The organism is Pseudomonas sp. GWSMS-1 (assembly GCF_049847425.1).
Classification (GTDB): Bacteria; Pseudomonadota; Gammaproteobacteria; order Pseudomonadales; family Pseudomonadaceae; genus Aquipseudomonas.
The window spans coordinates 3,633,273-3,646,203 of sequence record NZ_JBMHHV010000005.1 but is presented as its reverse complement, the minus strand read 5'-3'; the positions used below and the strand labels follow the sequence as shown (position 1 = coordinate 3,646,203).

Here is a 12,931-nt window from a genome sequence, read left to right as displayed (position 1 = left end):
CAGAGCACCCTACTGCGCCGCCATGGCCTTGCGTTGTGCCAGTTTCTCCTGGCGGTAGCTGATAGCGGCCGGCGGCACGGCGGTGACTTTGCCGGTTTCCAGCCAGCGCTTGAGGCGGTTGGCGTCGGCCATGTGGGTGTATTTGCCGAAGGCATCGAGTACCACGAACGCTACGGGGCGCTTGTTCATAACGGTGTTCATCACCAGGCAGCGGCCGGCCTCACCGGTGTAGCCGGTCTTGCTCAGCTGCACGCTCCAGCCGGGCTTACGCACGAGGTTGTTGGTGTTGCGAAACCCCAGGGTGTAGTTGGGTTTGCGGAACGCCTGGGTTTTTTCCGAGGTGGTGGTGAACTGGCGGATCAGCGGATATTGGTTCGCGGCCTTGAGCATCAGCACCAAGTCGCGGGCGTTGGAGACGTTGTGCTCCGAAAGCCCGGTCGGCTCGACGAAGTGCGAATGAGTCATGCCCAATGCTTTGGCCTTGGCATTCATCGCCGCGACAAAGGCCGTGTGCCCACCCGGGTAGTGGTGCGCCAGGCTCGATGCAGCGCGGTTCTCCGAGGCCATCAGGGCCAGCAGCAACATGTCGTGGCGGCTCAGCTCGCTGCCAATGCGCACGCGGGAGAACACCCCACGCATTTCCTGAGTATCGCGGATCATGATCGGCAGCATTTGCTTCAGCGGCAGCTTGGCGTCGAGGGTAACCATGGCGGTCATCAGTTTGCTTACCGAGGCAATCGGCACCACGCTGTCGGCATTCCGCTCGTAGAGCACCTGATTGGTCTGCAGGTCGACCAGCAGGGCACTGCCGGCTGCCAGGTCCTGTTGTTTTGGCGCGGCGGCCTGGGTATTCGATGCAACTACAACGCTGCTGCAGATCAGCAGCAGGCTTACGAGCGAATGGCGGATTTTCACGGAGGGCTTCACGGGCAGTTTGAGGGAGCGTAGCGCTGCCAAGTATACGGAAATCCGTGCCTGCGCTTGAGTGGCAGCAGCGTTAAATTGTCATCCGTGCGCGTTATAGTGCGCGCGCTTTTATGTGTGTGAGTTGCCCCCATGTCCGAGTCATCAGCCCCTACCCTGCCACCCGCGGTCAGCCTGCGCGAAGCCTTCTGGTTTTGGCTCAAGCTCGGCCTGATCAGCTTCGGCGGGCCGGCCGGGCAGATCGCGATCATGCACCAGGAGTTGGTGGAGAAACGCCGCTGGCTGTCCGAGCGGCGTTTTCTGCATGCGCTGAACTACTGCATGTTGCTGCCGGGGCCGGAGGCGCAGCAGTTGGCCACTTATATCGGTTGGCTGCTGCACCGCACCTGGGGCGGGGTGATTGCCGGGGTGCTGTTCGTGCTGCCGTCGCTGTTTATCCTCATCGGCCTTTCGTGGCTGTATATCGCCTTCGGCGATGTGCCGCTGGTGGCGGGGATTTTTTACGGGTTCAAGCCGGCGGTTACCGCGATTGTGCTGCAGGCGGCCTGGCGTATTGGTTCGCGGGCACTGCAGAACAACTGGCTGTGGGGGATTGCCGGGGCGTCTTTTGTGGCGATCTTTGCCTTCAACCTGCCGTTCCCCTTGATCGTGATTGGCGCGGCGCTGCTCGGCTACCTTGGTGGTCGTTTGCTACCTCAGCAGTTCAGCCTGGGTGGCGGGCATGCAACTCAAAACACGTCGTCCGGCCCAGCGTTGATTGATGACAACAGCCCGCCGGCGGCGCACACGCGCTTTAGCGCTTCGCGGCTGGCGCTGTTGTTGCTGAGTGGTGCGCTGCTCTGGTTGCTGCCGATGGGCCTGCTGACCTGGCTGTATGGCTGGGACGGCACGCTGACGCAGATGGCCTGGTTCTTTACCAAGGCCGCATTGCTGACCTTCGGTGGTGCCTATGCAGTGTTGCCCTATGTGTACCAGGGGGCCATCGACCATTACGGCTGGTTGACGCCGACGCAGATGATCGATGGGCTGGCGCTGGGGGAAACCACGCCGGGGCCGCTGATTATGGTGGTGGCGTTCGTGGCGTTTATCGGGGCGTATTTGCAGCCGGTATTCGGTGGCGATTCGGGCTTTGTCAGCGGCGCGCTGGCCGCGGCGCTGGTTACCTGGTTTACCTTTCTACCGTCGTTTCTGTTCATCCTCGCTGGCGGGCCGCTGGTGGAGTCGACCCACGGTGAGCTGAAATTCACCGCGCCACTGACCGCGATTACCGCTGCCGTGGTGGGGGTGATTCTTAATCTGGCGCTGTTCTTTGCCTACCACGTGCTGTGGCCGCAAGGCTTTGCTGGCGTTTTTGACTGGCCCTCGGCGCTGATCGCCTTGGCCGCGGCGCTGGCGTTGCTGCGCTTCAAACGTGGGGTGATGGAGGTGCTGCTGTTGTCGGCACTGGCTGGTCTGGCGGTGCATCTGCTGCGGTGAAGTCGCACAGGCACGAACTCCCCGTAGGGTGGGTTAGGCGCTTGTTGCGATTGGGGGCTATACGATCGACGCTGCGCCGTAACCCACCAAGACCACAACGCCAGCTAACGCCGGTGGGTTTGAGCCGCCGCGCCTGAGGGTGCGAAGCAGGGTGTCGCTAACCCACCCTACGAATTTTCACTACGACATGGCTGCGCTATCCGTTACAGAAACCAGCGGTACTCCCGCGCACTGACTTCCTGCATAAAGGCCAGGTGGTCTTGGCGCTTGTTCTCGCAGTAGACCATCACAAACTCTTCGCCTAGCCCTTGGTTGACCACTGGGTGCTCGCGCATGGCGGTGACGGCGCTGAGCATGTCCTGGGGGAAGTCGATGCCACTGCTGCGGTCGTCGTTAAGTGGGGTGATCGGCTCGTTGCCGGCAGCCAGGCCATGTTCCATGCCAATCAGAATCGCGGCGAGAACGAGGTAGGGGTTGGCATCGGCGCCGGCCAGGCGGTGTTCGATGCGCAGGTTTTTACCGTCCGATTCGGGGATACGGATGCACGCATCGCGGTCCTCATAACCCCAGCTGGCACGGCTGGCGGCGTTGACCATGGCGCCGTAGCGGCGGAAGGCATTGTGGTTGGCAGAGAAGATCGGCATGCAGTGCGGCAGTAACTCCAGGCACCCGGCCACCGCATGGCGCATTGGGCGCTGCTCGTCGGCGGCCAGCAGGTTGTTGCCGGCGGCGTCATACAGGCTGACGTGCACATGCATGCCGCTGCCCGGTGCGTGCAGGTAGGGCTTGCTCATAAAGCTGGCGCGCTGGCCGTGCTTGAGCGCCACGCCACGGGTGCTGCGGCAGAATAAAGCGGCCCAGTCGGCCGCGCGCAGGCCGTCGTCGCTATGGCCGAAGTTGATCTCGAACTGGCCGGGGCCGAGTTCGGCGGTGATCACGTTGGCGTCCACACCCTGTTCGTTGGCTGCATCGACAATCTCGTGCAGCACATCGGCGAAACGCGACAGACGTTCGATGTGCATATTCGGCTGGTCGTCTTCATCGCCGCACAGCGGGTCGCGGGGGAACTGCGGCAGGCCGTCTTGCAGCTTGCGGTCGAACAGGTAGAACTCCAGCTCGAAGGCTACCACCGGGCGAATGCCGCGTGCTTCGAGGCGTTTGAGCACACGGGCGAGCACTTCACGTGGCTCGAATTCGATCGGTGCCTCGGTGCCGTCGGAGCTGATCAGCATTTGCCCCAGCGGCTGGCTTTCCCAGCGCACCGGCTTCAGTGTGCCGGGGATCAGTCGGCGTGGCGCATCCGGGTCGCCGTCGTTGAAGCAGTAATCGCCAATCGGGTGCAGGCCGCCCTGTACGCCGAGCAACACACAGTTTTGCGGGATTTTCAGCGGGCTGCCGGCGGCCACTTTTTCGAGCATGTCGATGGGGTAGCGCTTGCCGTAGAAATGCCCGGGTATATCCAGGCTGATCAGGTCGACATAACGCACGTCTGGGTGCGCGGCGCGGAAGGCGCGGACTTCGCTAAGCAGGTCGGGGAATGCGGTTGTTATTGTCATGGCGGTATCTGCGCGGGTCAGTTGAAGACCCAGAGCACTCTGGTGAGGGAATCGGTTAGGTTGGCGTAGCGGAACTGCGCATGCGGCGGTAGCTGAAAGCTGTCATTGGGGCCGAGGGTGACCGGCTCGGCGTTGTCGCCGTACCAGATTGTCAGTTCGCCTTCGAGGACAAAGCCGCCTTGCTCGTCGCTGTCGTTGAGGTGGCCTTCGCCGCTGCTCGCCCCCGGTTGCAGGAAGCTTTCGAGCATGGAGAAACCGGCCGAGATGCTGGGGGAGGCCAGCACGTCGGTGATGCCGCCGGCGTAGTAGAGGGTACGGCGCTCATCTGGGCGGGTTACCCAGGGCACGGCGCGGGGTTTGCTCAGGCTGTAGAAATAGGTGGTCGGCACGCCCAGAGTTTCGCTGATGGCGGTGAGGTCGGCCACGGTAGGGCGTGACAGGCCGCGCTCGACTTGCGAGAGAAAACCCACCGAGCGGTCGATGCGTGCGGCCAGGTCACCGAGGGTGAGGTTTTTGTGCTTGCGCAGGTCGCGGATCAGGATCGCCAGACCTTCGACTTCTTCCTGCATGTCCATGGGTGTTCCTTATGGCGTAGCCCGGATGTAATCCGGGGAGGGTGGTCCCGGATTGCATCCGGGCTACGGGTTCAAATCACATCGCGCAGGCGATACCAGGCTTTGCCCACGGCTTCGATTGGCGCAGCCAGCAGGTCGCCACCCGGGAAGCGTGGGTTGCTCAGGCCCTGATACAGCTCAAGCAGGTCGCTGTCGCCGAGGATTGCATCGCTGACTGCGCGGGCGGCGGCTAGGGTCGGCAGGATGCCGTGGCCGGAGAAGCCCTGCAGCCAGTATTTCTGCCCATTGCGGCCGACATCCGGGGTGCGGTGCATGGTGCAGTCGATATGCCCGCCCCAGCCGTAGTCGATCTGCACGCCGCGCAGTTGCGGGAACACCCGCTCTAGGTAGGGGCGGGTAGCAGCGGGGACGTCGCTAGGGATGCCGCCGAGGTAAGTGCAGCCGCCGCCGAACAGCAGGCGGTTGTCCGGGGTGACGCGGAAGTAGTCCGGCACAAACTGGTTGTCGATGGTGCAGGTGCCGCGCGGGAACAGCGAGCGGGCCAGCTCAGGATCGAGTGGCGCGGTGGCCACTTGATAAGAGCCCACCGGCAGCAGGATTTTCGCCAGCGGCGGGTCGAGGCGGTCGATATAGGCGTTGCAGGCCAGTACCAGCACGTCGCTGCGAATCTCGCCTTCTTCAGTGCGGGCCACATAACCCCCAGCGGCCTCGTGGTAGTCCAACGCTTTGCTCTGCTCGAAAATCTGCCCGCCCGCCGCTTCGATGGCTGTCGCCAGGCCCTGAGCCAGTTTTAGCGGGTTGAGGTGGGCGGCACCGCTGTCATGCAGGGCGGCCAGGTAGCGCGGGCTGGCGATCCACTCGGGCAGTTCGTGCTTGGGGATAAAGCTCAGCTGCGAGTAGCCGTATTTCTGCTCGGCTTCTTCGAGGCTTTCTTGCAACTGCTTCACGCGGCGCGGCAACACGGCGGTGTAGATCGCGCCGGTGCGGTAATCGATATCGAAGTTGTGGCGCTGAGGCAGTTCGCGCATTTCCTCGGCGGCCCAGACCATGCTGTCCCATAGGCGGCGGGCGCGTTCCAAGCCCAGGGCCTTCTCGAAGGGCGGCATATCGCAGGACCAACCCGGCAGTGCCTGCCCGCCGTTACGCCCGGAGGCGGCCCAGGCCAGGCGGCTGGCTTCTAGTACGACGATCTTCTTGCCGGCCAGCGCCAGGCGCAGCGCGGTGTGCAAACCGCTGAAACCACCACCGATAATCAGTACATCGCACTGCAAGGCGGCCTGCAGGCGCGGGCGCAGCGGGATCGCCCCGGGGTAGGTGGCGGCATAGTAGGTGCCGATATGCTGGGCGGATTGCTTGAACATGGCGCGCCTCGTGAAATTATATTTAAATATTTTCATGAAAACTTACGCTATAAATTTCACAAAGCCAAGCTTGAGTGGTGTTCAGGGCTCACCCAATAAAAAGGCCGCCCCTAAAAGGGGCGGCCTTCGTGTGTTTCGCGAATGGCTAAGCCAGCTGTTACTTGGGCAGCACCACCGAGTCGATGACGTGAATCACGCCGTTGCTGGTCTCGATATCTGCCGCGACGACCGAGGCACCATCGACGCTGACGCCGTTGCTGGTATCCAGCATCAGCTCACCGCCTTGTACAGTTTTTAGCGCGGACTTACCGGCCAGGTCAGCCGCCATCAGCTTGCCTGGGACGACGTGGTAAGTGAGCACGGCCGTGAGCTTTTCCTTGTCGGCCAGCAAGGCGTCGAGGTCAGCCTTGGGAATCTTGGCGAATGCCGCATCATTGGGTGCGAAGACGGTGAAAGGCCCCTCGCCCTTGAGGGTTTCAACCAGGCCCGCGGCGGTTACGGCGGTGACTAGGGTGTTGAACTGGCCGGCGGCGACAGCGGTGTCGACGATATCTTTTTTATCACCGTGCATATCGGCAAAGGCCGGCATTGCCGCAACGGTAAGGGTGGCTGTCGCCAGCATCAGCGTGCGCTTAAGGCGTTGGGTGGTCGAACTGAGTTGAGCAAACATAAAAATCTCCTGATACAGGGTTATTTGTTTTGCACAACGTTTGTACAACAATTTTGCGCTGAGTTCCGGCTTCGACATGATTTGTAAAGCTTGAATGGCGCGCGCAGATGCCGGCAAACACTTTGCCAGCAGTCTTATGGGGCGCGGATTTAGGCTCGGCAGGCCGTTGGTTATAGGCCTAACGCACCTGATTACGGCCGCCATGTTTGGCGGCGTAAAGCGCTTGGTCGGCCTTTTCCAGCAGTTCGCTGGCGCTCGCGGGTGCAACTTCGGTGGAGGCGATGCCGGCGCTGAGGGTGACCGAGAATTCACTGCCGCCGGCGATAAATTTCAACTCGGCGAAGCGCTGGCGAATTTCATCGAGCACTCGTAGGGCTTGCTCTGCCGTGCAGTCAGGCAGCACCACGAGAAATTCCTCGCCGCCATAGCGGCCCAGGCTGTCGATACGGCGTAGGCGTTGGCGCAGCAGGTTGGCCAGAGCACGGATGACGTTGTCGCCGGCGGCATGGCCATGGCTGTCGTTGACCTTCTTGAAGAAGTCGATATCCAGCATGGCCACGCTGGCCGGTTTGCCGCTGCGCAGTGCGCGCTCCAGTTCGATGGCCGCTTGCTCTTTGATGTCGGCGTGTTTGAGCAGGCCGGTCAGGCTGTCGCGGGACAGGGCGTTGCTCAGCAGCCGTGCGCGTTGTGCGCGGGAGAATACGGCGGCGACCAGGGCGTTATCGGAAATGGGCTTGGTGACGAAATCATCGCCGGCTTTGATCAGGGCATTCATCTGCCGGTTGATATCGGTTTCCGCCGACAGGTAGATGATCGGCACGCGCAGCCAGTCGTCATTCATGCGGATGATCTGCGCCAGCTCGGGGCCGGTGCAGTTGGGCATGTTGACGTCCAGCAGGATCACTTCAGGGTTGAAGCTGCGCATATGGGTGAAGATTTCTGCTGGGTCATGCTGCATCTCCACCAGCATGTTGGCGCCACGCAGAATCAGGCTGAAACGGCTGGCCAGCTCGCGGTCATCATCGATGATCAGCACCCGGTAGGGTTCGCCTTGCTGCTGGGCGAAGCAGCGCTCCAGGCGATTTTCCAGCTGCGGGATGTCCACCGGTTTGGTGAAAAAGCCCATGGCACCGACCCGGACGGCCTCCAAGTGGGTGGCAAAGTCGTCTTGGGTGGTGGTTACCAGCAGGGGGAGCGGCTCGTCCAGGCGCTCTTGCAGGCTGGCAGCGTATGCCAGGCCAGTGAGGTTTTCGTCAGGCAGGTTAACGTCGAGGATCAGAGCGTCCGGGCGTTGCTGTTGCAAGGCATGATCGAGCTCGGCAATGCGGGTGAAGTGTTCGGCCTGGTAACCAAAGTTATTCAGGGTCAGGCGCATCGTTTCGCCGACAGCGTATTGATCTTCGAGGATGTAGATGCGCCGCTCACTCTGTGCTGATTTGCTCGGTGATGCGGTGGTGGGCGCGGGGCTTGGCTCCGGTTCGGGTTGGTACACCTGGCCGGCCAGTTGCTGCAGGCTCTTGCTGAAGTCCTGCAGGCTCTGTTGCTCTTGTTGCAGGGTAGTCAGCCATTGCTCGGCCTCCTGCTCCAGCTCGCGGGCGCGTTGGCCAAGGCGGCTGAAACCGAAGGTGCCAGCGGCGCCGGCGAGCTTGTGCAGTTGCTCACGTATGGTCTGCAGGCAGTGCAGCTGTTCGTGCGGATCAACGGCGTGTAGCAGGTGTTCGGCGTCCTGCCCCAGTGCGGGCAAGTCTTCCTGCAGGCGCAAGGCGAAGGTCTCACTGAGTCGCTGCAGGTGTTGCTGCAGCTCTTGCGCCGGCGTTTTGATTTTACTCATGGGCCCGATTCCAGATAGTGCGCACCTGCGACGCCAGTTGCATGGGGTCGAAGGGTTTGATGATCACGTCACGGGCGCCAAGGCTGCAGTAATAGGCGATCTCTGCCGGCTGTACTTTGGCCGTCATAAAGGCCACGGGCACCTGGTTGATATCGATCAGCCGGGCGATTTGCGCCAGGGTTTGTGGGCCGTCCATGCCCGGCATCATCACGTCCAGCAGGATAAAGTCCGGCGCAAAGCCTTGCAGTTGGTCCAGGGCGTCCTGGCCGGAGGCGCAGCTGAGCACCTGAAAACCGCCTACAACCTCCAGGGCCAGCTTGGTCACTGCCTGGATCGAGGGGTCATCTTCCACATGCAGGATGCGTCGTAGGTCAGGCATGCGGGGCGTCCTCGGGGCGGGGCGGTAAGTCGAGCGTGGTTGCCAGTGGCAGAGTAGTCAGTTCAAACCAGAAAGTCGCGCCATGACCGGGGCTTGAGTCGAAGCCAATCTGCCCGCCCATGCGCTCGATGATTTCCTTGCTGATCGCCAGGCCCAGGCCCGTGCCGCCTTTTTGCCGGGTGTCGGTGGCGTCGGCTTGGGAGAATTTGCTGAAGATCCGCGCCTGGAAGTTCTCCGGCACACCGGGGCCATGGTCGGTCACGCTGATGCGCACACGGTCGTCGTGTTGCTGCACGCGCACCTCCACTGTCTGCCCTTCGGGCGAGAGCTTGGCCGCGTTCGATAGCAGGTTGGCCAGCACCTGGGCCAGGCGCAATGTGTCGACCTTTACCCGGGCCTGAGTGGCTGGGCCAAGGAGCTGCAGCTGCACGTGGTAATGGTTGGCGTACGGCTGGTTTTCTTTGATGGCTTGGTCAAGCAGGGGTTGCAAGGCGGCATCGTGCAGCTCGAAGAGCATCTTGCCGGCGACCAGTTTTTCCATGTCGAGCAGGTCATTGATCAGCAGGTTGAGGCGTTGGCTGTTGTCCTGGGCGATCTGCAGCATCTGCTGCATGCTGGCGGGCACTGCGCCCAGGGCGCCGCCGTTAACCAGGCCAAGGGAACCGGCGATGGCCGTCAGCGGGGTGCGCAGCTCATGGCTGACGGTGGAGACGAACTCGTCTTTCATCCGCTCAATGCGTTTGCGTTCTTCGATATCGCGGATCACCGCAATAAAGCGCCGTTCGCCCTGGTGGCTGATCTGCGAGACGGCCAGCTCGATGGTGAAGGTTTCGCCGTTTTTGCGCCTGGCGGTGAGCTCGATGTCCTTGCCAAGCATCTGCTGGATGCCGGTTTTCAGGAAATGGCTGAGGTAGCGGGCGCGCATTGAACGTTGCGGTTCAGGCAGCAGCAGGGTGCGCGGTGCCCGGAGACTTCCAGGTGGCTGTAGCCGAAGATGCGTTCGGCGGCATGGTTGAAGGTTTCGATATAGCCCTGCTGGTCGATGGTTATGATGGCATCGAGCACGTTGTCGAGCAGGGTGCTCAGGTAATCCTCGCGTTCGCGGATGGCCATTTCGCTGGCGATACGCTCACTGAAGTCTTGAATCTGCGAGACGAAATGCACGGGGTGGTTATTGCTGTCGCGTACCAGGGCCACGCTGAGCAACACCCAGATGATCCGGCCCTGGCTGTCCAGGTAGCGTTTTTCCATCTGATAGCTGTTGATCTCTCCGGCGACGAGCTCCTCGATATTGTGCAGGTCGGCATCCAGGTCATCAGGGTGGGTGATCTGCTGAAAGTCGCAGCACAGCAGCTGTTCGCGGCTATAGCCGAGCATCTCGCAGAGCTGATCGTTAACTACCAGCCACTGGCCTTGCAGGGACACCAGCGCCATCCCCTGGGGGGCCAGGCTGAAGGCGTTGCTGAAGCGTTGTTGGCTGACCCGCAGTTGGTCTTCCACCGCCTTGCGGTCGCTGATATCCCAGATAAACCCGGAGATCCACTGCAGTTTGCCGTCGCTGTCGTATTCGCCACGACCCTTCTCGCGCACCCAGACACTGTGGCCGTTGGCGTGTTGCAGGCGGTAGGTCAGCTCGAAGGATTCCTGGTGCTCGATGGCGGTCACGGCCTGGTAGGTGATGGCCAGGTCATCGGGGTGTATCACACTGGAGAAACTGCGTACGCGGTTGTTGATAAAGTCGCTGGCCGGATAGCCGCTGAGGGCCAGGATCTCCTCGCTCAGGTAGCTCATGCTCCAGTCGGCATCGTTGCGGCAGCGATAGACGGCACCGGGTAGGTTGGCCACCAGGCCGCGAAAGCGACTCTCGCTCTTTTGCAGGGCGCGGGTGGTTTGCTGTAGGTCGTTGATGTCGCTGGCGATACCCAGGTAGCCGTTGATGGCGCCATGGCTGTCACGCATGGCGCTGACGGTGAGGTTGATGGTGCGCGGTTCGCCGTTCTTGCACACATAGGTCCACTGGCGGGTTTCTGGCTCGCCCTTGGCGGGTATCCAGGTGAATACGGCCCAACCGCTAATCTCGTGGCCTTCCTCGCGGCTGAGCTCAGCGCCGCGGGCCTGGATTTCATCGGCCCGGTGGAACAGTGCCGGGCTGTGTTGACCAATCACTTCCGCGCTGCGGTAGCCCAGCAAACGCTCGGCCCCGGAGTTGAACAGGGTGATCAAACCATCGGTGTCACTGGTGATGATCGACACTCCGGTCGCGGAGTCGAGTACGGCCTGCAGAAAGCGCCGCGCCTCAAGGGTTTGTTCTTCGTGCTGCAGGCGCTCCAAGGTGGCGCCGACCCAGCGGGCGAACAGCCGCAGGAATTCTTCATCGGCCTCATCGAAGGCGCTCGGGCGTGCCTCGCTGGAGGCATAGCACAGGGTGCCGAAACGCCGGCCGGCGACCCAGATGCTGGTGCCGATATAGCTTTCCAGGGCAAACAGCGGGTAGCAGGGGTGCGCGGCATGGTCACTCTCGGCCATGTGCGCAATGGCGAGTACATCGTTGCCGCGTAGGGCGATGCTGCAGTAGGTGTCACCCAGGGCAAAGCACTGGTCGTCCTGCAGGCTGTCGGGCGGTGATACCTGGGCCATCACCCGGTAATTTTGCGCCTCGATCTGGCTGATGATACCGATCGGCATGCCATAGAAATCAGCCCCCAGTTGCAGGGCCTGACGTAGCTGTTCTTTCGTGCTCAGTTTAGGCAGCGCGGCGATTTCGTTGAGTGCGCGCAGGGCCGCCTGTTGGCGCTGCATGCGTTGTTGGGTGAGTTCCCGCTGGCTGTCACGGCGCAGCGCGTCAAGCACTTGGCCCAAGGTGGTCAGCAGCGGTTGCAGCTGGGTGAAGAAATCGGCGCTGTAACCGCCCTCGCGGTTGGCCAAACCGAGCATGCCGAGCAACTCGCCGTTGGCGTGAATCGGTAGGCCTGCAAACGCCAGCAATGGCGGGTGCCCCGGTGGGAGGCCAGCGCTCTTGGGGTGGTTGGCGGGGTCATTGGTGATCAGCGGCTGGCCGCTGCGAATCACTTGGCCAAACAAGCTGTCGAGGTTGCGAAACTCCAGACCCTGCGGCGCGTGGGCGTCATAGAAGGCGCGGGTGTCTGCGTCCCAGGCGATATTGCTGATGGCGAAGGTGCGCAGAAAGCGCGCGCCGCGATCGTCGAGGAGAATTTCACCGACAAAGCCGAACTGGCTGGCGCTGACCTTGAGTGGCGCACTAGCAGCTTGTCGAACGCTTCGCGCTGGTTGTCTGCGTTGATGTAAGCCGCTTGCGCCTCAGCGATTAGCGCCAGCAGTTGGCGCGATTCTTCTGTTTGCTGATTTTGCTCTTGTAAGTCGGCGTTGTGCCGGCGTATCACCTTCAGGCTGCTGTGCCGGGTGGCTTGCAGCAGCAATAGCAGCAGCGCTTCGGCGGCGAGCCAGGCCAGCAGCCATTTACCCACCAGCCAACGCTTGTCGCTTTGGTGCTGGCTGTGCAGGGGGCTGATATCACGCCAGGTCAGGGCCCGTATTGGGCTATCGATACCGCCCGCGCCGGGCGGGTAGCCACTCAAGCTGACCTGGTTGAGCAGGTAGGTGCGGCCTTGGTCGTCCAGTAACTTAAAGGTATCGCCGGCCTCGGGCGCCGGCAGGCGTTGCTGCGCTTGCCAGTGCTGCACCTGAACCTGGGAGAAGCCTGCCAGATGCCAGTAATCAGCCGCTGTAGAGAGGGCGTGCAGCCGCTCATTGCTGCCTGACGCGCGCAGCGGACGTTTGAGCAGCAGGGCAACCCCGGCATCCAGTTCGTGGTCCAGCTGTTGCAAGTTCTTCAGCACGTCGAGGCTGACTTCCAGCGCGCCGACGTTGGTCGGCCCCTCAAGGCTGTCTACGCGCAGCGGCACGATGGCGCGCATGCTCAGGCTTTGCTCATTACTCACCAAGCCGGCGGTCGTGGCGGATTGGCGCAGGCTGTCGAGCAGCATGGGCCGCTGCGTTGCGGGGCGGTCGCCAAACCATTGCGGCTTGTGCACCCGCAGCAGCACCTCGGCGGCCGGGGCCAGATGCACGTATAGGCTAAACGCGCGTGTGCCCTGCAGGCTGCGCCAGCGTGGAGCAAGGCGGGTATAGAGCTGGTTGC

10 protein-coding genes are annotated in these 12,931 nt (G+C 62.1%); 1 reads left to right on the top strand and 9 read right to left on the bottom strand.

What is annotated here, in order from left to right; all coding sequences use genetic code 11:
- Positions 1–9: 9 nt before the first annotated feature.
- On the bottom strand, positions 10–915 hold the full coding sequence (pbpG, locus tag ACEPAJ_RS20615; protein ID WP_425917534.1) for a D-alanyl-D-alanine endopeptidase: 906 nt from the start codon (positions 913–915) through the stop codon (positions 10–12).
- A gap of 141 nt (positions 916–1,056) precedes the next feature.
- Here pbpG and chrA point away from each other — a divergent pair, with 141 nt between their 5' ends.
- Complete coding sequence (gene chrA / locus ACEPAJ_RS20610; protein ID WP_425917532.1) at positions 1,057–2,400, top strand: chromate efflux transporter; 1,344 nt, start codon at positions 1,057–1,059, stop codon at positions 2,398–2,400.
- Positions 2,401–2,603: 203 nt separating this feature from the next.
- Here the strand turns inward: chrA and ACEPAJ_RS20605 are convergent, their stop codons facing one another.
- The 8 genes from ACEPAJ_RS20605 to ACEPAJ_RS20570 form a co-directional block, all read right to left on the bottom strand.
- The gene (locus ACEPAJ_RS20605; RefSeq protein WP_425918135.1) at positions 2,604–3,950 is read right to left on the bottom strand and encodes a glutamine synthetase family protein; all 1,347 of its coding nucleotides are present in this window, start codon (positions 3,948–3,950) and stop codon (positions 2,604–2,606) included.
- Positions 3,951–3,973: 23 nt separating this feature from the next.
- Positions 3,974–4,531, bottom strand: a complete 558-nt coding sequence (locus ACEPAJ_RS20600; protein ID WP_425917530.1) for a helix-turn-helix domain-containing protein — start codon at positions 4,529–4,531, stop codon at positions 3,974–3,976.
- Between the two features lie 71 nt (positions 4,532–4,602).
- Positions 4,603–5,892 (bottom strand): NAD(P)/FAD-dependent oxidoreductase, encoded by a 1,290-nt coding sequence (locus ACEPAJ_RS20595; RefSeq protein ID WP_425917528.1) that lies wholly within the window; start codon positions 5,890–5,892, stop codon positions 4,603–4,605.
- A 157-nt stretch (positions 5,893–6,049) separates the two neighbouring features.
- Positions 6,050–6,562, bottom strand: a complete 513-nt coding sequence (locus ACEPAJ_RS20590; protein ID WP_425917526.1) for a fasciclin domain-containing protein — start codon at positions 6,560–6,562, stop codon at positions 6,050–6,052.
- 178 nt (positions 6,563–6,740) lie between these two features.
- Positions 6,741–8,393, bottom strand: a complete 1,653-nt coding sequence (locus ACEPAJ_RS20585; RefSeq protein ID WP_425917524.1) for a diguanylate cyclase — start codon at positions 8,391–8,393, stop codon at positions 6,741–6,743.
- Positions 8,386–8,772 carry a response regulator gene (locus tag ACEPAJ_RS20580; RefSeq protein ID WP_425917522.1) on the bottom strand — a complete coding sequence of 129 codons (387 nt, stop codon included), beginning with the start codon at positions 8,770–8,772 and terminating at the stop codon, positions 8,386–8,388. The genes ACEPAJ_RS20585 and ACEPAJ_RS20580 overlap by 8 nt, the downstream gene beginning before the upstream one ends.
- A complete protein-coding gene (locus ACEPAJ_RS20575; protein WP_425917520.1) occupies positions 8,765–9,697 on the bottom strand; it encodes an ATP-binding protein in 933 nt (310 codons plus the stop codon). The genes ACEPAJ_RS20580 and ACEPAJ_RS20575 overlap by 8 nt, the downstream gene beginning before the upstream one ends.
- A complete protein-coding gene (locus tag ACEPAJ_RS20570) occupies positions 9,667–11,985 on the bottom strand; it encodes a PAS domain S-box protein (protein WP_425918133.1) in 2,319 nt (772 codons plus the stop codon). Before ACEPAJ_RS20570 ends, ACEPAJ_RS20575 begins: the two co-directional genes overlap by 31 nt.
- Positions 11,986–12,931 lie beyond the last annotated feature (946 nt).

Bases quoted from the DNA above. Each gene is read 5' to 3' on its own strand.
- ACEPAJ_RS20595 (WP_425917528.1), bottom strand. From the start codon at position 5,892: ATGTTCAAGCAATCCGCCCAGCATATCGGCACCTACTATGCCGCCACC.
- chrA (WP_425917532.1), top strand. From the start codon at position 1,057: ATGTCCGAGTCATCAGCCCCTACCCTGCCACCCGCGGTCAGCCTGCGC.
- ACEPAJ_RS20575 (WP_425917520.1), bottom strand. From the start codon at position 9,697: ATGCGCGCCCGCTACCTCAGCCATTTCCTGAAAACCGGCATCCAGCAG.
- ACEPAJ_RS20580 (WP_425917522.1), bottom strand. From the start codon at position 8,772: ATGCCTGACCTACGACGCATCCTGCATGTGGAAGATGACCCCTCGATC.
- ACEPAJ_RS20590 (WP_425917526.1), bottom strand. From the start codon at position 6,562: ATGTTTGCTCAACTCAGTTCGACCACCCAACGCCTTAAGCGCACGCTG.
- ACEPAJ_RS20585 (WP_425917524.1), bottom strand. From the start codon at position 8,393: ATGAGTAAAATCAAAACGCCGGCGCAAGAGCTGCAGCAACACCTGCAG.
- ACEPAJ_RS20600 (WP_425917530.1), bottom strand. From the start codon at position 4,531: ATGGACATGCAGGAAGAAGTCGAAGGTCTGGCGATCCTGATCCGCGAC.